Source organism: Thalassospira sp. MCCC 1A02898 (assembly GCF_001618185.1).
Taxonomy (GTDB): Bacteria; Pseudomonadota; Alphaproteobacteria; order Rhodospirillales; family Thalassospiraceae; genus Thalassospira; species Thalassospira tepidiphila.
The window spans coordinates 192,387-213,351 of sequence record NZ_LPXK01000008.1 but is presented as its reverse complement, the minus strand read 5'-3'; the positions used below and the strand labels follow the sequence as shown (position 1 = coordinate 213,351).

At 53.3% G+C, this 20,965-nt stretch carries 17 protein-coding genes; 12 read left to right on the top strand and 5 right to left on the bottom strand.

The features are described from left to right. Nucleotides 1-239 precede the first annotated feature (239 nt). On the top strand, nucleotides 240-2,003 hold the full coding sequence (locus AUQ41_RS06465) for a hypothetical protein (protein ID WP_063087231.1): 1,764 nt from the start codon (nucleotides 240-242) through the stop codon (nucleotides 2,001-2,003). Here the strand turns inward: AUQ41_RS06465 and AUQ41_RS06460 are convergent. Both AUQ41_RS06460 and AUQ41_RS06455 read right to left on the bottom strand, forming a co-directional pair. Continuing rightward, nucleotides 1,988-2,548 carry a sugar O-acetyltransferase gene (locus AUQ41_RS06460; protein WP_063087230.1) on the bottom strand — a complete coding sequence of 187 codons (561 nt, stop codon included), beginning with the start codon at nucleotides 2,546-2,548 and terminating at the stop codon, nucleotides 1,988-1,990. The genes AUQ41_RS06465 and AUQ41_RS06460 overlap by 16 nt on opposite strands. A 121-nt stretch (nucleotides 2,549-2,669) precedes the next feature. Next, nucleotides 2,670-3,638, bottom strand: a complete 969-nt coding sequence (locus AUQ41_RS06455; protein WP_063087229.1) for an alpha/beta fold hydrolase — start codon at nucleotides 3,636-3,638, stop codon at nucleotides 2,670-2,672. A gap of 179 nt (nucleotides 3,639-3,817) precedes the next feature. Between AUQ41_RS06455 and AUQ41_RS06450 the strand changes: the two genes are divergently transcribed. Further along, nucleotides 3,818-4,450 carry a TetR/AcrR family transcriptional regulator gene (locus AUQ41_RS06450; RefSeq protein WP_063087228.1) on the top strand — a complete coding sequence of 211 codons (633 nt, stop codon included), beginning with the start codon at nucleotides 3,818-3,820 and terminating at the stop codon, nucleotides 4,448-4,450. An 18-nt stretch (nucleotides 4,451-4,468) separates the two neighbouring features. Here the strand turns inward: AUQ41_RS06450 and AUQ41_RS06445 are convergent, their stop codons facing one another. Then, nucleotides 4,469-5,515, bottom strand: a complete 1,047-nt coding sequence (locus AUQ41_RS06445; RefSeq protein ID WP_063087227.1) for a patatin-like phospholipase family protein — start codon at nucleotides 5,513-5,515, stop codon at nucleotides 4,469-4,471. A 402-nt stretch (nucleotides 5,516-5,917) separates the two neighbouring features. Here AUQ41_RS06445 and AUQ41_RS06440 point away from each other — a divergent pair, with 402 nt between their 5' ends. Continuing rightward, nucleotides 5,918-6,784, top strand: coding sequence for a hypothetical protein (locus AUQ41_RS06440; protein WP_083952749.1), 867 nt, complete (start codon nucleotides 5,918-5,920; stop codon nucleotides 6,782-6,784). A 27-nt stretch (nucleotides 6,785-6,811) separates the two neighbouring features. Here AUQ41_RS06440 and AUQ41_RS06435 read toward each other — a convergent pair whose 3' ends face one another. Further along, nucleotides 6,812-7,948, bottom strand: a complete 1,137-nt coding sequence (locus tag AUQ41_RS06435) for a LysR family transcriptional regulator (RefSeq protein WP_063087225.1) — start codon at nucleotides 7,946-7,948, stop codon at nucleotides 6,812-6,814. 76 nt (nucleotides 7,949-8,024) lie between these two features. Beyond that, entirely contained in the window at nucleotides 8,025-8,996 is a 972-nt protein-coding gene (locus AUQ41_RS06430) for a LysR family transcriptional regulator (RefSeq protein ID WP_063087224.1), read from the bottom strand. A 200-nt stretch (nucleotides 8,997-9,196) separates the two neighbouring features. Here AUQ41_RS06430 and speB point away from each other — a divergent pair, with 200 nt between their 5' ends. The 9 genes from speB (at nucleotide 9,197) to AUQ41_RS06385 (ending at nucleotide 20,928) form a co-directional block, all read left to right on the top strand. Continuing rightward, the gene (gene speB / locus AUQ41_RS06425; protein WP_198155618.1) at nucleotides 9,197-10,213 is read left to right on the top strand and encodes an agmatinase; all 1,017 of its coding nucleotides are present in this window, start codon (nucleotides 9,197-9,199) and stop codon (nucleotides 10,211-10,213) included. Nucleotides 10,214-10,279: 66 nt separating this feature from the next. Next, nucleotides 10,280-11,257 carry an ABC transporter substrate-binding protein gene (locus AUQ41_RS06420; RefSeq protein ID WP_008891428.1) on the top strand — a complete coding sequence of 326 codons (978 nt, stop codon included), beginning with the start codon at nucleotides 10,280-10,282 and terminating at the stop codon, nucleotides 11,255-11,257. A 39-nt stretch (nucleotides 11,258-11,296) separates the two neighbouring features. Further along, entirely contained in the window at nucleotides 11,297-12,091 is a 795-nt protein-coding gene (locus AUQ41_RS06415) for an ABC transporter permease (protein WP_063087223.1), read from the top strand. Nucleotides 12,092-12,105: 14 nt separating this feature from the next. Beyond that, nucleotides 12,106-12,906 (top strand): ABC transporter ATP-binding protein, encoded by an 801-nt coding sequence (locus tag AUQ41_RS06410; RefSeq protein WP_063087222.1) that lies wholly within the window; start codon nucleotides 12,106-12,108, stop codon nucleotides 12,904-12,906. Between the two features lie 677 nt (nucleotides 12,907-13,583). Continuing rightward, nucleotides 13,584-16,679: an FAD-binding and (Fe-S)-binding domain-containing protein gene (locus tag AUQ41_RS06405; protein ID WP_063087221.1), complete on the top strand. Its 3,096-nt coding sequence runs from the start codon at nucleotides 13,584-13,586 to the stop codon at nucleotides 16,677-16,679. A gap of 8 nt (nucleotides 16,680-16,687) precedes the next feature. Then, nucleotides 16,688-17,008 carry a Dabb family protein gene (locus AUQ41_RS06400; RefSeq protein WP_063087220.1) on the top strand — a complete coding sequence of 107 codons (321 nt, stop codon included), beginning with the start codon at nucleotides 16,688-16,690 and terminating at the stop codon, nucleotides 17,006-17,008. Nucleotides 17,009-17,470: 462 nt separating this feature from the next. Beyond that, nucleotides 17,471-17,752, top strand: coding sequence for a hypothetical protein (locus AUQ41_RS06395; RefSeq protein WP_063087219.1), 282 nt, complete (start codon nucleotides 17,471-17,473; stop codon nucleotides 17,750-17,752). Continuing rightward, a complete protein-coding gene (locus AUQ41_RS06390; protein WP_063087218.1) occupies nucleotides 17,749-19,137 on the top strand; it encodes a bifunctional 2-polyprenyl-6-hydroxyphenol methylase/3-demethylubiquinol 3-O-methyltransferase UbiG in 1,389 nt (462 codons plus the stop codon). The genes AUQ41_RS06395 and AUQ41_RS06390 overlap by 4 nt, the downstream gene beginning before the upstream one ends. A gap of 9 nt (nucleotides 19,138-19,146) precedes the next feature. After that, the gene (locus tag AUQ41_RS06385; RefSeq protein ID WP_083952748.1) at nucleotides 19,147-20,928 is read left to right on the top strand and encodes a sulfatase-like hydrolase/transferase; all 1,782 of its coding nucleotides are present in this window, start codon (nucleotides 19,147-19,149) and stop codon (nucleotides 20,926-20,928) included. Nucleotides 20,929-20,965: the final 37 nt, after the last annotated feature.

Sequence of the window (20,965 nt, the reverse complement as noted above, 5' to 3'; positions counted from 1 at the left end):
AGCCAAGAGACGAGGTTATCTGGGAAATCACGAATCGGTTCTCACCATTTGAACTGACGTCTGATCCAACAAAAGCGTTCAAGAGTTACAAACTCAAGGACGACGAAAACTGGGTACAGTGGTACGAAAGACAGTGGGATGAACAAGGTTCCAAATTTACATCTCCATATGCACATGCCCTTCTACGCGATCAAAAAACTCACTGGGACGAGACCCAATAGGAACATGATGCCACTCTCTTGAAGTTCATCAGAGAAGAACAATCACCTGAGACAACTGTAAACATTTCCATCCATTACCCAAGCACCGATGAATGCGTTTGGAAAATCGGAAACCAGCAACCAACCCGGCCCGCCCCTTGCGATAAACCTCAGTATTTTGACATACCTTTAAAGGGGACCAAGGTTGCTGTCGAAATCAATGGGAAGGAGCTCTTGACAGACTCGGAGCCACTCTACTTGAAACCAACTCACTTGGTTATTGTCGGTTTTGGTGACTCATACGGTTCTGGAGAGGGAAACCCGGACGTTCCAGCGGTTTGGAAAAAGGGGTTCAAGCCAAAGAGGCAGACAACTTCTTGGTTAACCAACCTGAAAAACTTGGAGAAAAACGGTCGTGCGCGATGGCTTGATGAACGTTGCCATCGAAGCTTTTTCTCTCAGCAGAGCCTTACAGCGTTGGGTATTGCCTCCAGATCAAAAACGACTTTCGTGTCTTTTCTTCATTATGCCTGCGCTGGCGCCGAGATGTTTGACGGACTACTCACGCCCCAATTCGCGCCGGAACACAGCGAAGCATATAGCAAATACTCACAACTCAACGCTGCAATACGGGAACTCTGTAATCTCCAAACGCTCGGCTTCCGCCCAGCAGATATTGAGGAACTTTCCGAAGACGGCGATGAAAAACTGCTGCGAATTAATGACACAGAGCTAAGGCCATATGACAAACTTGATCGTAAGTTAAGAAAACAACGACGCGCGACCAATCAAATGTCACCAAGATCTGGCATTGCAAACTGCCCAGACGCGTTTATGCCCAGAAAACCAGACATGGTTCTTCTTTCTATCGGAGGGAACGATATCGGTTTTAAAAATATGATCCAATTCTTCATTGTGCCAGTTAGACACAAGCTAGAATACTTGGGTGCTCGACTAACATTTCCAGACATATGCCCTGCTGTAAAATACCAGAATCAGGTATATCAAGGAACAGAAAACGTTGAGAACCATTGCAAAAGACGCTTCAAAGAAATGGGGTACGATGCAGGTAGTCTAATCGGCAAATGTTGCGGCAGCCAGAATGACAAAGATTACTGTGACCGATGCAACAAAGTTTGCGAACCAACACACATCAAAACAAAATACACTGTCACGTTTAAGGCCATTCAACGCTATCTGGGTGTGTCGAATGATCAGATTTACCTGACACAGTATCCAGATCCTTTTCGCGCTAATGTACTCCCAAACCAAGAAACAGCTTCCTCCGACAGCACAGCTGAGAGCGCCAGCAAAGCTCAAGATGACATCAAGACAGAACCTGTTTACGGCGACAGGCAGGGATACAATGTCGACAGTCAGTGGAATGCGCTCAAGACGCAAATCCCATTTAACCTTGGGAAGGAATGGGAGTTCAACTTACTAGAAGTGGAAGCAAAAGGGTTGCTCGCACAGGTTGATGACCTGAGAAATGCTATTGCTACCCTAAACAACGTCAACGTCATTCTTGGGCTCAGAAACGCTTTCCTTGGCCACGGCTGGTGGATGGGAAGCAACAAAGGGCTACCAAGCCACGCTCCCGAATGGGCACCATCAGACTGGCAAGCCTACAAGTACGAAGCAGCCGGAAGAGCAATTCGGACGGCTAATGACTCATACCTCACGCAGGCAGGTGCAATCAACCAAATGAACGGCACGGCTCACCCCAACCTTCTTGGTCACACTCTGGTTGCTGATATTATAATGGAACACGAAAAAGTAAGAGACCTTTACGAGGCACCTTGAAGAGGGCGTGCCGGATTGCCAACAACCGTCGCACCCGCCGCAACATCGCGCGTTACTACCGCACCAGCGCCAATGATCGCGTCATCCCCGATGCTGATTCCCGGCAGAATAATCGCCCCGCCGCCGATCCAGACATTGTCGCCAATCGTCACCGGCCGGGCGATTTCCAAGTGCTGCTTGCGAAGCTCCGGATCACGATGATGGTCGGCACAGTAAATCTGCACATTCGGGCCCAGCATCGAATGCCGCCCGATCTTCACAGATGCTGTATCCAGGATCACGCAGCCGACATTCAAAAACACGTCGGCGGCCAAGTTGATATTCACCCCATAGGCACAATGAAACCGCGCCTCGATCCGCACATCATCCGCGCAAGCGGCAAACAGTGCGCGCAGTTTCGGCCCGATATTGCCGCGCTCCGCCGGATAAAGCACGCTGTGCTCATGGCACGCCTCAAGGGCGCGATGGCGCATCACGGTGAGTTCCGGATCAAGGCAGGAATACCAGTCACCGGCCTGCATTTTTTCAAGTTCGCTTTCGGCCATGATGTTCAGGGACGTTGTTCAGGACGGTCTTCACGTTACGCCCGATTGCGGGCAACTGCAATCTGCACCGCACCCCACTGCTGACGTCGCCGAAACCATGGCCCACAAAGCACATCGAAATTTACTTGCCCGTCACATGCGCCAGTTCCGCACCATGGATTGCCAGCGCATCGCACGCCTTGGCCCATGCCGGGTCGCTGTCATCAAATGCGCTGCGCAGATAGGCCGAACTCATCCGCTGCGTCACGGCAAGGCGATCGGGATCTTCATCATCGGTTTCCTTGGCATCGTAGCCTGCAATACCGCCCAGCCCGTGCTTACCGCCTTTAAGGGTCAGCAAATAATCACCGCCCGGGCTGCAATGGAACGGGTCGGTGTGCCATGCCGCCCCGCGTGTGGTCAGGTGCGGGTTATCGTCTTCATCCCCCGCCACCACAAGGGTGCGTGTCGTCATATGGGAAAAATCGGGATTAAGCGCGGTATAGTTCGCGCGCGCATGCTCGCTGAGGCTCTCCCCGCCATTGCCGGGTGCTGCCAGCAACACACCGACCTTGATGCGCGGCTCCAGAAGGTTGACGTCCTGCGCGTCCGGATCGGCGGTATCGGTCAACCGCGCGCCAAGTAACATTCCCACCGTCTGCCCGCCAAGCGAATGCCCGACTGCCGCAATCCGGTCATGGTCAAGTCGCCCGTCAAGGATCGGGTGGATGGCTTCGATGTCGGATAAATGGTCAATGATATGCTTGAAGTCGTCGACCCGCGACCGCCAGAAAAACGGTGCGCCCGGTGCATCCGGTCCAAACCCGGCAACTTTCGAATTGCCGTGGGTCGGCTGGATCACGGCAAAGCCCTGCTCTGCATAAAACTGTGCCAGCGGGCCATAGCCATTCATCGACGGAATATAAAGCGATGGCCCATGCCCGTGCGACAGCAGGATGATCGGAAAATGATCGCTCACCGCAGGCAGGGTAATCCGCATTTCAATCGGCTGTGGCCGATCAGCAACCGGCAAAGTTACCGGACAGATCGAAAGGGTCGGCACCGCATCCCGAACCGGAATATGGCGGGCACTGGTGATCAGATTGTTCATGAAAAGCATCCTTGTTTTGCTTGGCGAAACCGTCGACTTCGCCTATAAACCAACAAACGGAACGACGTTCCTGTTGCCGATTCAAATACGGAACAATGTTCCGTTTATCAAGTCTGAATTTCAACACCCGGACTCCGTCCGCGTGCGATTGCGCTGGCTTATTGTGGAAAAACAAGGCAATGCAGGAAGAAAACACCGGCACAAAAAAACGCATCCGTGCCGATGCCGCCCGCAACGAAGACGCGGTGCTTGAAGCCGCCAAGACGGTTTTTGCCACCTCGGGCGTTGATGCGCCGGTGCGTGAAATTGCCAAAACGGCCGGGGTTGGGGTCGGCACGCTCTATCGCCGTTTTCCCAAACGAAGCGATCTGGTCGTTGCCGTGTTCAAGCGCGAAGTTGATGCCTGTGCCGCCGATGCCAAAACGCTCGCAAAGGACCTCCCGCCGGGCGAGGCCCTGTCGCGCTGGCTCAGGCGCTATTGCCGGTTCATCGTCACGAAAAAGGGATTGGCATCGGCACTTCATTCCGGCGATCCGGCCTTTGATGCTCTGCCCGATTACTTCCGCAGCAACTTCGAACCGGCCCTGCAAAACCTGCTTTCTGCCGCGGCCAAGGCGGGCGAAGCCCGATCCGATATTGATGCCTATGATCTGCTGCGCGCGATTGGCAACCTTGCCAGTGCCGGAAGCACATCAGGGGGCAAACCAGGCGGCAATGCGGGCGACGATCCCGACCATCATGAAGGCATGCAACATACCTATCGCATGTTGGATCTGATGATTGATGGGTTGCGCTACGGCAAATCGGGCTGACGGACCGACGACAACGCCCTAAACGTAATCCGGCGCAAACTGCTCAAGATCAAGCGTCGGGCTCTTGCCGATATCGCCGCGATGTTTTTCAAGGAACACGCCCGCTGCCTCGCGTCCCTTGTCGCGCAGCATGGTCATGAAATCCCATTCCGCATTCATCTTCGATGTATGATCCAGCTCAAGCATCACGTCACTGGCAATCAGATGCATGCGCATGGTGCCCCAACTGCTGGCCTCGCATTGATGGGGCGGCATGTCCTTGCGGATCACCGACATCATGCGCAGTTCCTTGACGAGGCTGCTGTTAAACGAAATCTCGTTCAAACGGCTTGATATCTCGTGCGAGGTTTTCGGAATCCCCGGCCGTTTGACCGGATTGATCTGTACGAGCACCGTGTCATTGGCCGAACATTCCCGCACCAAGGGGCCAAGGCTGGGATTGCCGGAATATCCGCCGTCCCAATAGGGCACGCCATCAATCTCGACCGTCTTGTAAATATTGGGCAAACAGGCCGAGGCCAGCAAGACATCAAGGCTGATATCGGGGTTGCGAAACACCCGTGCCTGGCCGGTTTCGACATTGGTCGCGGTGATGAAAAGCTTGGTCGGGCTTTGGTTTAGCAAATCAAAATCGACGACATCGGCCAAAAGCGCCGCCAGCGGATTATCCCCCGCCGGATTAAGGTCATAGGGCGAAAACAGTTTCGCACTCATATCCAGCCACTGATACATCGGCGAATTGCCAAGCGACCAGTTGCCAAACAAAACATCAATCGGGGAGCGTTGCAGCGGACTGAACCGCGCGGCTTCGGAAACCGCCGACCAGAACCGCTCAAGATCCTCGCGCGCGCCGTCATGACCGCCCTTGCAAAAGCCCGACGTCACCACGGCCGCATTCATCGCCCCGGCCGACGTGCCCGAAATCGCCTCAAGCTCGATCTCTTCATCTTCAAGCAACCGGTCCAGAACGCCCCAGGTAAACGCCCCGTGCGATCCCCCGCCCTGCAGGGCAAGGTTGATCTGTTTGCGGTTGGTCGCCGTCGATTGCTTCGCACGCTCGCTCATGCCATCTCCTGCACCTGGGTCATAATGTTCGGCTCACTGGTCATGATATGTCGCAAACCGCACCATCTGCCAGCAATGATATCACCGAAGGAAGATAAGGCTTCTCTATCTTTATTGAATGGCGGGATACTCTCATACATCCAACCTGTTTTGGATTTCGCACCTTATCTGGATGTTTGTATAATCTGCGCGAAGACCAAATAATCTTTAGCAACAAAGCAAAGATAGTCCGAAAATACTCCGACGGCGCTTGTAGCTCGGTGTCCTTTTCTAGATGACAAACCTAAAATAAAACGAGAGGAACAGCGCAACTTGGTCACCTTAAAGTCGCAAATTACACATGCAAAAAAGGCAACTCAGTGCACTTCGGCGTAAAAACATTCATTTATGGAAGGTGCCCGTATGAACGATGAGGAACTAAAAACGTGGCTTTGCTCTCAAATGGCTGCAATTGAAGATGAGCAAACAATTCGAGAGCGGTTGAGAAAGTTAGTTTCGTTATCTGAAATTACAGATAACGGATTAGAAAAATCCCGCCTAGCAGATCAAATCCAAATGTTGGAAGAACACTTGGAGGAAGCGCCCCTACGCACATTGGATCAACCACAAGGCATAGATGAACTTATGCTAGGACTTGTTCAATACAGAGCAATGGTCTTTGCCTTTGAGAAGGTAAAATCTGAGAATAGTCCTTTCGACAAATTACCATTTTTCAAAATGTGGATAGTATCCGCAGGATACCTTGTTGCAACAATTATTGGTAAACTTACAAACAAAGATAATCGAGACAACTCTCTTAAAAGCGCTTGGAAAAAATGCAATCAAGCAATTAAAGAGTCCGGCGTAATTTCAACCGAGGAATGGAAAAAATTAGACAATTTAATTCGAACCAACACATACTTCTCGAATGAAAGCTCCAAAGCAATTCGGTTTCGCAACAAAACCATTGCTCACAATGAGGCAACATTCATTCCAAGCTGGTCCGATCTTGACAATGACATTAAGATTTTGGCGCGAGTTTGGTCTGTGCTCTCAATATGGTGTGCATTTCCTCAACCATCCCCATTCAATGATTCAAAACAGATGTTTTCGGGATTAGAGGCATTTTTTAACACCAATGAATTTGATCAACTGAGCAAACACTACGAGCACTATGTTTCAGAATTTTGCGAATGGTGCCGGACAAGTTTGGTAGCTGGCGAGCCACAAACTAGGTCTCCGTTTTTGTCACTGAAAGTCACGATCAAGCATTATCCGAACCGTGTTTAACAAGAAAACGAGAACCACTAATAACGTTTACGCCTTATACCACGTCAAACTGGCCGGAAGGTCCTGTTTGGGGGCGAGTGCGATCACCTGATCAAGGAACAGCCGCGCAATCGGTGACAGGCTTTTGCTTTTGCGCGTGATCACGCCGATATGGCGATGGCGTTCCGGGGTGGTGAGCGGCACGAAAACGAGCTTTTCGGGGGCTGCCATATCCGAGACGCGCGCGGCCAGTTCCGGCAGAACGGTAATTCCCACCCCCTCGGCGACCATGGCCGCCAGCGTAATGGTGTTGGATGTTTCAACAATCGGACGCGGCAGGATCGGTCCGGTTGCGCCCAGCGCGATATCGCTGCCTTCCTCTGCACAGCTAGCGTTCGGATCGAGTGAGCGCAGCACCTTTTCCTCGGCCCGCATCGCCTTTTGCGCGCGGGCCAGAACCGTCTTCGCCGCCGGAATACCCGCCGCCACTGCATCGCGCACAGCAGGGCTCAGGACCGGCATGGTGTCCGATGAAAGATCGCTGGTAACACCGGGCTGCGCCATCAGCGCACCGGTCCCGGATTCCGCCCCCAGCCCGACAAGTTTTTGCCCGGTCAAATCCGACCAGCGCAAAACAGATTTTTGGGCAAAGGCATGATCAGCCCGGCACAGCACGCCAAACCGGTCGGAAAATAGCGGGCGAAATGCAATATCGGGCAACGCCTGCCACTCCCCGGCAATGCCGAAATCGGCGGCATTATTCGCCACCGCTTCATGCACTTCACCGGCATTGCGTTCATCCAGACGAATGCGCGCATCGGGATGGGCCGCGATAAATTCGGAAATCACCGCAGGCAAAATGCGGGTCAGAACCGACGGTGCGGCTGCAATCGTAATCTTGCCACCGACGCCTTTGGACAGCGCATCAAGATCGCCAAGCGCCTCTTCAAAATCGGCCAGCAACCGCCGTGCAATTGGCAAGAACCGCTCGCCGGTCTGGGTCAGCGCCACCTGCCGTGTCGTCCGATCAAAAAGGGCGGCCCCGGTCACATCCTCAAACTGGCGAATGGTCGCGGTAACCGCAGGCACGCCCAGCCCCAGAACCCCGGCCGCAGCCGTAAAATTTCCCTGATCGGCAACTGCGACAAACACGCGCATATGACGGATATTAAGCGATGACAGCATGGTCTTGATCGTCCGTTCCGGTTAACTCCCCTGCCCGATCAAGAGCATAGCGCCCGAACCGGATTTGGGAAAACGGTTATTGGGATGACGCCGCAGCAGTCTTTTCAAGCGTCGGCGGCACAGTCTTGATTGCGGTCACGGTCGGGTGCACCTCGATCAGGCATTCGCGGAACACACGCGCCATGCGCGACATCACCGATTGCGGGAAGTTGGCGACACACATGGCAATCTTGAAGCTGAGCAGATCGGGACGGAGCGCCCGCATCTCGCCGCGTTCCACCCATTGCCGCGCAAAGTGGGTTGGCAGGAAGCTGACGAACTTGCCACTTCGGATCAGGTAAGCCAGCCCTTCCATGTCGTAAGCCGTCGCACTTGGCGGATGTTTGAACAGCGACTGGAACGCCAGCGCCACCGAATAACCACGACGTGCGTATTTCTGTTCGGCCAGTTGTTCGATTGGCATTTTTTCATGGGCCTTTTCAAACAGCGGATGCTCCTTGCCGCAATACATCGTCTGTTCTTCGTGAAAAAGCTGCTGCATCTGCACGGCCGCGTTCATCGGCTGGTTGGGCATGACGGCGATTTCCATCTGCCGACTGAGCAACGCATTTTCAATCTGGTTGGGCGACACCACGACAAAGGTCGGATGCACGCCCGGCGCGCGTTCATGAAACAGCGCAATCGCCCGATCCAGTTTGCAATTGGGGTTTTCGACCATGGCATCGACCACGCCAATGCGAAGTTCCCCGACCATATTGCCGCGAATGGCCCCGACTTCGGCCCGGAATGAGTCGGCCGCGGCAAACAGTTTGATCACCTCGCTATAGATCTTTTGCCCATGTTCGGTCAGCGAGAAGCCCGACCGGCCACGCCGACAGAGCTTTACCCCCAAGCGGGTTTCAAGGGCCGACATCTGGGTGCTGATGGTCGATCTTGAAATGCCAAGCTCGTCCTGGGCGGCGGTGAAACCGTTGCTTTCGACGATGGTCCTGAAAATCCGCAACTGGCGGAAATCGACATCACTGAGTGGTGGAAGTGTTACTGACATCGGCGGCAGACCTTCGTGAAAGCATTACGTTGAAAAAATCAGACGTTTAGTTTGAAAGTTTCATATTATTGAACACGTCCCCGCGTGGCAATCTTCGTCCAAGCTTTTGAGATAATTGCCGTGTCCGCGCTCACCCCACCCGACCGCGACGGCATGCCACCACCATCGCCACCATCGCCACCGCGCTAGGACCTGCCTTCATGCCCAACACTGCTGACAAAACCGATACTGCGTCCGCTATTTCCTTTGTGCCGCCGTCGGCGATGACCCTGCCGCGTTATGCTGGGGTGGCAAGTTTCATGCGCGCCCCGCATCTGTCGCTGAACGACCCGGTCTTAAGCGAGGTCGATATCGCCATGGTCGGCGTGCCATGGGATGGTGGCACCACCAACCGTCCGGGTGCGCGCCACGGCCCGCGCCAGTTGCGCGATCTATCGACCATGATCCGGCCGAAACACCCGGTCACCAGCCAGAACCCGTTTGAAGACCGCAATATCGCCGATCTGGGTGACGCGCCGGTCAATCCGGCCGACATCATGGATACGCTGGAAAGTGTGACGGGCTTCATCGCCAAGCTGAAATCAAAGGGCATCACGCCGCTCAGTGCCGGTGGTGATCATTTGCTGTCCTACCCGATCCTGAAGGCACTGGCATCCGATGGCCCGCTTGGCATGGTGCATTTCGATGCCCATACCGACCTTTTTGACAGCTATTTCAACGGCTTTAAATACACCCACGGCACCCCGTTCCGCCGCGCGATCGAGGACGGCTACCTTGATCCCAAGCGCGTGGTTCAGATCGGCATTCGCGGCACGATGTATGACGGCGAGGATGTTGAATGGGGCCTAGCCCAGGGTGTTCGCATCATTCGCATGGAAGAAGTGATTGATCGCGGCATCGACGATGTCATGGCCGAGGCGCGCGACATTGTCGGCCACGATAAAACCTATGTCAGCTTTGACATTGATTCTGTCGACCCGGCCTTTGCACCGGGCACCGGCACGCCGGAAATCGGCGGCTTCACCAGCCGCGAGGCGCAAAAAATGATCCGGCTGTTGGCCGGTCTAAACCTTGTGGGCGCAGACCTTGTCGAGGTCTCGCCCCCCTTCGATCCTTCGGGAGGAACAGCCTGGCTTGGCATTTCGCTGATGTATGAATTGCTCTGCGTGCTGGCCGGGTCAAACGCCACCAGAAACCCGAACCGAAAATCGGGCTAAGGCCAAATCAAAGAAACCAAAAACCAAACCTGAATCAGAGAGCATCTCACACCGGAGACACCATCCATGAAACGCATTCTTTCTAAAATCTGCCTGTCGGGTGCGGCCCTCGCAACCGCCTTCTCGCTTTCCACCGCCGCCTCGGCCGAGGAACTGACCATCGCGCACTCCACCTGGGTCGGCTATGGCCCGCTTTATATCGCACAGGACGAGGGCTTCTTTGAAGAAGAAGGCCTTGATGTCAAACTTGTCGTCATGGAAGACGTCAAAACCCGCATGCCGGCCTTGGCGGCTGGGCGGATTGATGTTGCCGTCACCACGATTGATACCGTGCTTGGTTTTTACACCGACGACCATCCGCTGACCTATCTGTTTGCGCTTGATGATTCGCGTGGCGGCGACGGCATTGTTGCCAATGCCGACATCAAAACCATCGAAGACCTCAAGGGCAAAAACGTCGCCTATACCGAGGGTTCTGTTTCGCAGTTCTTCCTGAGCGTCCTTCTCAAGGAAGCCGGCATGAGCCTTTCTGACGTCAATTCGATGAACATGTCGGCCGGCGATGCCGGTGCGGCGTTTGTCGCCAAGCGTGTTGACGCGGCTGTAACGTGGGAGCCGTGGCTGACGCGCGGCAAGGACACCGAACATGGTCATCTTCTGATCGATAGCTCCAAGGCACCGGGCCTGATCACCGATATCGCGGTCACGACCGAGGAAACCCTGGAAGCCCGTCGTCCGGAAATGGAAGCGCTTTATCGTGCATGGGCCAAGGCCATTGCCTGGCAGAAAGCCAACGAGGAAGCAGCCGACGTGATCATGGCAAAGGGTGTTGGCGGCTGGCTTGAAGACCCGGCGGTCTTTGCTGAGACCCGTGCGGGCATTGCGTTTTATGATGACGCAATGAACAAGACCTTCATGGATCCGGCCAACGAAGACGGCATTGTCGGCACCATTGCCAATGCCATGACCCTTGGCAAGGAAAGCGGCCTGATCACGCTCGAAGCTGATCCGAAAAGCCTGCTGGCTGCTGACATCGTGAAATAGCAAACGTCACCACGTTCAAGACTTAAAAGAGCAAGCATCATGTGGACCAGATCCCTTTTCTCGCCCAAGACCGATATCGACAAGGGAACCTATGTCACCCTGTCGCTGATTTCGGTTGCTGTTATCCTGGCCCTGTGGTGCTTGCTCACCTATGGCGGGATCACGCCCCGGGACTTCCTTGCCGCCCCGCATGAGGTGGTTCAAGCTGGCATCAAGCGCATGGCCAATATGTCGTTGTTTGAACATATGTGGGCAAGCCTTGTTGTCATCCTGTCGGGCTTTATCCTGGCCTCGATCTTTGCCGTGCCGATCGGCATTTTGATGGGCAGTTTCCGGGCGGTGCAGGCGCTGATTGAACCGATCACCGGTTTCATGCGCTATATCCCGGTTTCGGCCCTGATCCCGCTTCTGATCCTGTGGATCGGCATCGGGATCGAACAGAAAATCATGGTGATTTTCCTCGGCACCTTCTTCCAGCAGCTTATTCTGATTTCCGATGTGTCGGCCCGAATTTCCAAGGATCTGATTGATTGCGCCTATACGCTGGGCGCGGATCGCAGGCGGGTTGTAACGCGCGTTCTGGTTCCGGCCTGCATGCCCGGTGTGATGGATAACCTGCGGGTCACCATGGGTTGGGCCTGGACCTATCTGGTGGTGGCCGAACTGGTCGCGGCTGATACCGGCCTTGGCTATATGATCCTGAACGCCATGCGCGGGCTGTTTACCGACGTGATTTTGCTCGGTGTCTTTACCATCGGCATCTTGGGCCTGATCACCGATTTCTTCTTTAAATGGGCACGCCGGCGTTTGCTGCCCTGGTCTGCCGATTTTTAAGGGGCGATACAGTCATGAGCATGCTTTCCCTTCGTGACATCACGGTACGGTTCGAACCCAAGGGCAAACCACCGGTTCTGGCCCTTGATGACGTCTCGCTTGATGTTGCCAACGATACCTTTTCCGTCATTGTCGGCCCGTCGGGCTGCGGCAAATCCACGTTGCTGCGCCTTGTTGCCGGGCTTGAAACCCCGACATCCGGGCGCTTGGAGCTCGATGGCCAACCGATCAACGGCCCGTCGGCCGATCGCGGCATGGTGTTTCAAAGTTACACCCTGTTTCCCTGGCTCACCGTGCGTGAAAACGTCATGTTCGGCCCGAAGCTCAAGGGCCTTTCAAAATCCGAATGCGAAGACATCGCCGATGACCTGATCAAGGCGGTGCATCTTGACGGGTTTGAGAAATCCTACCCCAAGGAACTCTCGGGCGGCATGCGCCAACGCGTGGCGCTGGCCCGGGCGCTGGCCAATGATCCGCGCATTTTGCTGATGGATGAACCGTTTGGCGCGCTCGACAGCCAAACCCGACAGATGATGCAGGAACTGCTGCTCGATGTCTGGCAAAGCCGCCGCAAGACGGTGCTGTTCATCACCCATGACATTGACGAGGCGATCTTTTTGGGTGACGAGGTCCACGTGATGTCCGCGCGCCCGGGCCTGATCAAGCAGTCGCTTGATATCAACATTCCGCGCCCACGCCATATCGATGCGCTCACCAGCCCGGAATTCATGGATTACAAACGCACCATCCTGTCGCTGATGCATGACGAGGCGATCAAAGCCGAAGACGCCGCCAACCAGCGCAAATCGGCCTAAGCCCCGCAAACAAAGCGACAAAAACAGACACCTGCCTGACTTGCCACCACCCGACAGGCTCAGGCACAGGGAATGTGCGGCTCACAGCAAATCCCGCACATTCCCGACTTTTCTCAGGCACGGAAAAGCTTGAAAAGTCCCGTTATTCCGGGCGGCACAGCCTCGCCCACACGCTCCCGGTCGAAGCCGACAGCCGTCCCCGGACATCGCCCGTGGTCGGTACTCCCTCTGCACCGCGGCACCCCAAGCACCGCATCATCCAGCAGCTCTGCGCAACTGCAGTTGCTCCACCCTGCCTGCCAGCGCGATACCGTGCCTCAAGCATCCCGGCACGGCCTGGCTTGAGCTGGCCTGCATCATTACGTTGGCGCGTGTTTCGGCAAGCCAGAAACTACCGTGCCTTTTGCAAGCAAATTGGGCTTCGAATTACAGTGCGGGACCAATTGTATGAGGATTTGAAATCGGCGATTTCCGCGCTTTTGGGTGGCCGGTTCCGAGCACCTTGCCCGGTGCTTTGATTATTCACTTATTTTGAATAATCTTTCGGAATTTTCGATTTGTCTATTCAATCGTGATCAGGTCAAATGGGTTTGCATGCCAGATCGGGGCGCCGGCCCGCACCGGAAAAAACCCGATAAACGCATATGATATTATCATACGAGTATTGAGAGAGCCTGATGTCCGTCCCTGCCCCGGTTGCCAGCCCGGCCACCAATCCGGTTACCAACGCTTCGAACAAAAGCGTGATCAAAAAGCTGCCAGCCCTGACCCCGGATCGGTCGCTGGACAGTTTGACGCTGGGGTTCCTCAAAACGCTGGAGGCCGAGGGCAAGTTTACCGGTGAAATCCATGCCGATTTCCCGACCCGTCTGATCCATGCCACCGATAACAGTGTGTATCAGGTGATGCCGACCGCCGTGCTGCAGCCCAAAACGCAGGGTGACATCAATGTCGTGATGGAGCTTGCGGGCCGTGAGAAATTTTCCGAGGTCAAAATCACCCCGCGGGGCGGCGGCACCGGCACCAATGGCCAGTCGCTTAATAACACGATCATTCTTGATACCTCCAAGCACCTCAACAATATCCTTGGCTTTGATGCGGAGCGCGGGCTTGTCCATGTCGAGCCCGGTGTGGTGCTGGATCAGCTGAATGCCTGGCTAAAGCCTTATGGCTATTTCTTCCCGCCGGCGGTGTCGACCGCAAGCCGCGCCACCGTGGGCGGCATGATCGGATCAGACAGTTCGGGCAAGGGATCGCGGATTTATGGCAAGACCAGCCATTACATCCATGACATGACCACGGTGCTGATCGATGGCACGGATTTCAATACCCGCGCCATGACGGCGACGGAAGCCAAGGACACCATGGAACGGGCCGACCGGGTTGGGCAGCTTTATAAAAAGGTCCATGACGAAATCGCCCCGCGTCGCGATCAGATCAAATCGACCTTCCCGGAAATGAACCGTGGGCTTACCGGCTATAACCTTAAGGAAGCGGTATCTGACACCGGGGACATGAACCTGTCGTTTCTGATTGCCGGGGCCGAGGGCAGCCTTGGCATGGTCAAGGAAATTACCTTCCGCGTCATTCCTCTTCCCAAGCACAAGGCCGTCACGGTGGTGCGCTATGACAGCTTTGATTCAGCCCTTCGTCACGTCAAAACGCTGGTGCAGTTTGACCCGGTCGCGATTGAAAGCATCGATGACAAGGTCATGAAACTGGCCGAGCAGGATGAAAGCTGGCACATGCTGGGAAAGCTTCTCGGCACGGAAAACAGCACGACGCCCACACGCGGCTTTAACGTCGTCGAGTTCGTTGGCGAGAGCGAGGCCGAGGTCGCGGCCAAACAGGCGGAACTCAAATCCTACCTTGAAGCCAACCCGACTGAAGACTTTGCACCCATCGGCTTTGTGCAGGCGACTGACCCTGCGCAGATCGCCGCCATCTGGTCGATCCGCGCGAAATCGGTGGGCTTGCTCGGCAACCTTGAGGGCAAACGCCGCGCCACACCGTTTGTCGAAGATACCGCCGTTCCGCCGGAAAATCTGGCCGATTTCATTGCAGAATTCCGGGCATTGCTGGATGCCGAGGGGCTTGATTACGGCATGTTTGGCCATGTCGATGTCGGCTGCCTGCATGTCCGCCCGCTGCTTGACATGATGGATGAAGAGGACGAAGCCCGCATCCGCCGTGTTTCCGATGCGGTGGCGGAGCTTACCAAACGCTATAACGGCCTGATCTGGGGCGAGCATGGCAAGGGGTTCCGCGGTGAATACTCCCCCGTCTATTTCGGGCCGGAGCTTTATGATGTTCTGCGTCGCATCAAGGAGGCCTTTGATCCCGAAGGGCAGCTTAACCCCGGCAAGATCGCATCCCCATACAGCAAAAACACACCGATCACCGCAATCGACGAAGCCCCGATGCGCGGCCAGTTTGACCGCCAGATCGAGGATGCGTTGCGCGATGAATACCTCAACGCGACGCGGTGTAATGGCAACGGGGCGTGCTTTAACTGGGATCTGATGGATGCCATGTGCCCGTCCTATAAGGTCACGAGATCGCGCGTGCATTCGCCCAAGGGCCGGGCCGGAATGATCCGCGAATGGATCCGCCAGCTTTCCGTTGGCACCGATCCGATGAACAAGGATCTGGCCGTCATCAATGGCCGGGATTTTTCCCATGACGTCTATGAGGCGATGGCCGGTTGCCTGTCATGCAAGGCGTGCGCGGGGCAATGCCCGGTCAAGGTCGATATCCCGGAAATGAAATCCCGGTTTCTCGAGACCTATCACACGCGTTACAAACGCCCGATCAAGGACCATGTGATTGCGTCACTCGAAAATATCGCACCGCTTCTGGCAAAGGCGCCGGGGCTGTTTAACGCGTTGCAATCGATCCCGCCGATGCCATGGATCTTCAAACGCTTCATCGGCCTGACCGATTTGCCGAAACTCCATCGCCAGAGCCTTAAATCAGCCTTGCGCGCACGCGGCATTGGCAAGTTCAAGCAGGCGGAGCTGGAGGCCTTGAGTGCGGAAGAAAAGGCCAAGTCGGTGATCCTTGTGCAGGATTGCTTTACGACGCATTACGACACCCATGTTGTGCTGGCGCATGTCGACCTGTTGCAGCGCCTTGGATATCGCGTTTTCGTGCCGCCCTATCGCCCCAATGGCAAGGCGATGCATGTGAAGGGGTTCCTCAAACGCTTTGATTATCAGGCCAAGCAAAATGACATTGTGCTGGGCAAAATCGCCAAATCCGGCGTGCCCATGATCGGGATCGAGGCCAGTGTCGCCCTGACCTACCGGCAGGAATACGCCCAACGCCTTTCAAACCGCCCGGATTATCGCGTCCATCTGTTCCATGAATGGCTGGCGGGCGAGATCGAGCACGGCCGCCTCACCCCGCCGAAAATTGATAACAGCGTTAACATGGGTTCCACCGATACCCCGGCAAGCCTGTTCCCCCATTGCACGGAAAAGACGTCGCTGCCTGATGTCGGTGTCAAATGGCAGAAGATCTTTGACGCGTTTGGCCTGAAACTGACCACGGAAAAAACCGGCTGCTGCGGCATGGCTGGCGTCTATGGCCACGAAACCCGCCATCAGGAAACCTCGCGCGCGTTGTATGATCTGAGCTGGAAAAAGAAGGTCGATGCGACGGGTGCAGCAAACATGCTGGTGACCGGCTATTCATGCCGCTGTCAGGTGGACCGTTATGAAGGTGTGAAGCCGCAGCATCCGGTCGAATACCTCGCCAAACTTATTGCATAGGAAACCCCATGATCCGTCACATCGTTCTGACCAAATTCCGCGCCGACATCACAAAGGCCGAAATCGACAGCCTGTTTGCCAAACTGGCAGACCTTCAAAGCCACATCCCCGGCATGCGCGGCTTTGATGGCGGCGTTTCGGTCAGCCCGGAGGGTCTAGAACAAGGCTTCCGCCACGGATTTTCAATTGATTTTGACGATGTGGCGGCCCGAGACGCCTATCTGGAACATCCAGAGCACAAGGCCTTGGGCGGGCAGTTGGTTGGGCTGCTTGAGGGTGGTGTCGCCGGGTTGGTGGTGTTTGATCTGGTTGTCGACGCCACTTCGTAGTCGCTCGGTCTTGATACCGAACGGTCAATGTCGAGTTCACGAAACCAGCTACCCGGAAACCTAGTGCGAACTTTATAACCTTAGCTGAAAAACGAAAGCGTACACCACCAGCCTGCAAAGCACGCTGGTGACAGGCTATTGATGTCACTATCAGTTGGATCTCTATGAAGGAGTGAAGCCGCAGTATCCGGTGGAGTATTTTTCCATTCAGGCGACTTTGAAGAAGCTCAACAGACAATCGTTTGGGCGACACAATCAGAGATTCATCACTAGGTCTCACGCGGCAAGACCCATAGCCTCCATCACTAACTTATTGATTGAATTTTAGCTGATACCCGTTATGAATGTTCGGTAATCATGACAAGAATGTGATGCGCTTAGGCACCAATATATTCCCCGATACCAATAGCACAGTTCAAACTTGCAACATAAATTTGGCAAACGATAAGAAAAGGATAGTTGATGAATTTAGCGTTTGTCTCAATCGTGTTTATTTTATTTAGTTCGGTCCCCGCAAAAGCTTATGTTGATCCTGGAACCGCAAGTATAGCATTACAAGCGCTAGTTGGCGGGATAGCAGCTTTCGGCTTGTTCTTTCGCTCGAAAATTAGAACCATCTTCTCCAAACTGCGGAGTAAGGATCGACAAATTAATGGCAAAACCGAAGATAGCCCAACGGCTAAAAATTTAGCTGTCTCAGCCGAAGATAATGAAGGAAACCCGAAGAAGAAAGATAAAACATGAGTGTTGAGGCAGGCTCATATAGAGATCCGAACGCTCAAGTTCATCGCATGGACGATCGAGTTTTCAGAGTTTTAAGGCCAGTAGCTAAAGAGGCATTCAAAGCGCTACACAAATCAGCCTTCTACAAACAGATGGTTGATAGCGGGCGGTTGATCGACAGCAAATCGATCCCAAATCCGGGGCTGACGAGCGTCAAAAAAGATGACCTGGTAATTGAACATCCCGTCATTCCTCTTATCAGCTATCCTTACGAATGGCCGTTCTTGATGTTGAAGGCCGCCGCTTTGCATCATATCGATTTGCAGATTGAAGCACTGAATGCAGGTTTCGTACTTAGTGACGCTAGCGCTTATAACATTCAATTCAAATCTAATTCTCCCATATTCATAGATGTCACATCAATACGCCCTTACAAAGACGGCGAGCCTTGGTTGGCACACCATCAGTTCTGCGAGTCGTTTCTTGCCCCACTAGTCCTTCAAGCCCGTCTTGGCGTTTCATATCAATCTTGGTATCGCGGCAATATGGAAGGCATTCCAGTACCTGAGGTTTCAAAACTGTTGCGGATAAGGGACTACTTCTCGCCAACTCTCCTAAGTCACATTGTCTTGCCAGCAACACTGTCTCGTAAGGAAAAACGTAACCTACGGTTAACCGCAGTAAAAAATGCTTCAAAGGGACTTCCAAGGTCACGTTATGAGGCGATCCTACAACAGCTGCGTCACTTTATAGAATCCTTATCTCCCAAAGGTGTAGAAGCTAGCACATGGGCGCATTATTCGGCGGAGAACACCTATCTTCCACACGAGACCAAACAAAAGCTCTCAGTTGTAAGTTCGTTTTGCCAAGAGTATCGCCCAACATCCATAGTTGATATCGGTTGCAACGATGGGCTTTATTCTGCGTGCGCCGCACAGAATGGTGCGTCAATGGTAATAGGTCTTGACGCGGACCAAGGTGCTCTTCACCGAGCCTACCTCAGATCGTGCGCCGAGAATCTGCCATTCACTCCTCTTTATACGGATCTTACCAATCCCTCGCCAAATCAGGGGTTTGCGGAAGTCGAACGTAGATCTTTAAAAGAACGCTTAGGGTTTGTTGATGCAGTAATTGCCCTTGCAGTGATCCACCACTTGGTGATCGGTCGGAATATCCCGCTCGTTCGAGCCGTTGCTTGGATCGTGAGTTTTGGAGGATCCGGGTTGATTGAGTTTGTCCCCAAGGACGATCAAACGATAGAAGAGATGTTGGCGCTTCGAGAGGATATTTTCCCAGACTATACGCGAGATAACTTTATAGACGCTCTCAAACGGCACGCGAAAATACTGTCATCTGAAGTTGTCTCGGAGTCGGGACGAGAAATTTTCCTATTTAAGGCTCACTAAAGTAATTCAATGGCTGATTCAAAACGCCTCACATTCATCCTACAGAAAACAAAGAAGGCTTTGATTAATATACCATCAAAGCTTAGGTCCGGACTACTTATCGGAACTGTTAGCTACGCACTCTGTATGCTGTATGTATTGATATACCATTGGCTGATTAAGGTTCACCAAATTGATCCTATATACGAGTTATTCGGAGTAGGCTTACGCGGACAGTTTTATCTGATCAATTTGCTTGCCGTGATCGCCATCATTTTTGCAATTATATTCAGCCTTAACCAAATCGGCTTGCTAAGTCCTGCGGATACTCCTCGATCAAGGTATCGGTTGATCGTAGTTTCGGCACTCATATTCCTCAATGCAGCAGTATCGTCCGCGGGTAGTGTTTTCGAAGACATGAGTGACCGTTTTCTGCTGCCTATTTACGCTTGGCTCGCAATCGTTTTAATTTTCCAAACCGTGATTTTATTTCTGCTATTGAAATGTATTAGATCCGGTATCGTACAACTTTTTATTTTTACCTTACTTGGTACAATCACTATTTATGCTTTGAATTTCTGTTTGACTTCATGGTTCCGTACAGGAGGCATGGCTCTCCAGTCGTTTTTCCTAGCCTTTACCGCATTACTACTTATCAGCTTGTTTGCGTTTGTATTGGGACGACCTTCGGCTTGGAAGAACGTGATCGCGGTTCTTAGTTTCAGTTGTTTAGCCCCACTTCTTGGCACGGCGTTGAACTATTCAACAAACAAACAAAGAGAACCAGGACCAATAGAGCGGTTCGCTAACATTGAATTGTCATCAAAACCAGACATACATATTGTTTCACTTGATTCTTTGGCTCCACCAGAATTGGCAGCCCAATACTTGGAAATCAGCGAGGTTCCCTACCAGGAGGCTTTGGCTGAACAGAATGTGGAGCGCTTTTCCAATGCATTCGCGACTAATGTGCCCACCAAATGGTCTCTAAACAGTGTAATGCGCTTGGCACAGAGCGATTTTCCTCCGTACTTGGACTATTTCTCTGGCCGACGCGCATCTCCATTGCAAGCGCTCTTGCGTGAAAACGGCTACCAGATCGCGACTGGTTTCCCCATAACCTACCTGGGTTATAAAGGAAAATATGTGGACACCTACAAACCGGATCCCTCATGGGCTGTTAGGAACAGTGCAATTTGCGTTCTTGCAAATGCCTCGCCCCTAGCATTTTTCGGTTTCTGCAACGTTGGTTCAATCCTAGACAAACAAGAATCGGCTGAGCCATGGTCAGATCAGGTAGTTGATATTCTACAAGGGTACTTAGAACGTAATGAAGGCCCACCAATCTTCTCTTATCATCACATTCTGGATCCTATCGGGCACACATCTCTTGATTATATAACTTATGACCCAACTTCCAAAGCTGAGTATACTGAGACTTTCCTGTCCGGAGCCGATAAAGCAAATAAACTAATTCGTAAAATTTCTCTTCTTGCATCGCACAGCGTACGTCGTGCGATCATAATATTGACTGGCGATCATGGGATTTGGGTCAGCAGAACAGTAAAGCAGGAAGATGATATCAGATTCTTTGTTCAAGACCGACATGGAGTTGTATTGGCAACACTGCATAATGAAAGTGGTTGCTCACTCAAAGAGCTTGAGTATTTTATGCCAAACTATGCAACTCCTGAGCGTCTTCTGGCAGGTTTATTTCGCTGCCTCGCATCGACGCCCCACACCTTAGACAAAGCGCTCGACTTTAATGAGCCTTTCGACTTCCAAAATTACAAGTACCACATAGTTGAATGAAAACGTTCTTCAACTATGCCTACGTCGCCTCCCCACT

Excerpts from the sequence above, each read along its gene's own strand:
- AUQ41_RS06460 (WP_063087230.1), bottom strand. The coding sequence starts at position 2,548 with ATGGCCGAAAGCGAACTTGAAAAAATGCAGGCCGGTGACTGGTATTCC.
- AUQ41_RS06455 (WP_063087229.1), bottom strand. The coding sequence starts at position 3,638 with ATGAACAATCTGATCACCAGTGCCCGCCATATTCCGGTTCGGGATGCG.
- AUQ41_RS06450 (WP_063087228.1), top strand. The coding sequence starts at position 3,818 with ATGCAGGAAGAAAACACCGGCACAAAAAAACGCATCCGTGCCGATGCC.
- AUQ41_RS06445 (WP_063087227.1), bottom strand. The coding sequence starts at position 5,515 with ATGAGCGAGCGTGCGAAGCAATCGACGGCGACCAACCGCAAACAGATC.
- AUQ41_RS06440 (WP_083952749.1), top strand. The coding sequence starts at position 5,918 with ATGAACGATGAGGAACTAAAAACGTGGCTTTGCTCTCAAATGGCTGCA.
- AUQ41_RS06435 (WP_063087225.1), bottom strand. The coding sequence starts at position 7,948 with ATGCTGTCATCGCTTAATATCCGTCATATGCGCGTGTTTGTCGCAGTT.
- AUQ41_RS06430 (WP_063087224.1), bottom strand. The coding sequence starts at position 8,996 with ATGTCAGTAACACTTCCACCACTCAGTGATGTCGATTTCCGCCAGTTG.
- speB (WP_198155618.1), top strand. The coding sequence starts at position 9,197 with ATGCCCAACACTGCTGACAAAACCGATACTGCGTCCGCTATTTCCTTT.
- AUQ41_RS06420 (WP_008891428.1), top strand. The coding sequence starts at position 10,280 with ATGAAACGCATTCTTTCTAAAATCTGCCTGTCGGGTGCGGCCCTCGCA.
- AUQ41_RS06415 (WP_063087223.1), top strand. The coding sequence starts at position 11,297 with ATGTGGACCAGATCCCTTTTCTCGCCCAAGACCGATATCGACAAGGGA.
- AUQ41_RS06410 (WP_063087222.1), top strand. The coding sequence starts at position 12,106 with ATGAGCATGCTTTCCCTTCGTGACATCACGGTACGGTTCGAACCCAAG.
- AUQ41_RS06405 (WP_063087221.1), top strand. The coding sequence starts at position 13,584 with ATGTCCGTCCCTGCCCCGGTTGCCAGCCCGGCCACCAATCCGGTTACC.
- AUQ41_RS06400 (WP_063087220.1), top strand. The coding sequence starts at position 16,688 with ATGATCCGTCACATCGTTCTGACCAAATTCCGCGCCGACATCACAAAG.
- AUQ41_RS06395 (WP_063087219.1), top strand. The coding sequence starts at position 17,471 with ATGAATTTAGCGTTTGTCTCAATCGTGTTTATTTTATTTAGTTCGGTC.
- AUQ41_RS06390 (WP_063087218.1), top strand. The coding sequence starts at position 17,749 with ATGAGTGTTGAGGCAGGCTCATATAGAGATCCGAACGCTCAAGTTCAT.
- AUQ41_RS06385 (WP_083952748.1), top strand. The coding sequence starts at position 19,147 with ATGGCTGATTCAAAACGCCTCACATTCATCCTACAGAAAACAAAGAAG.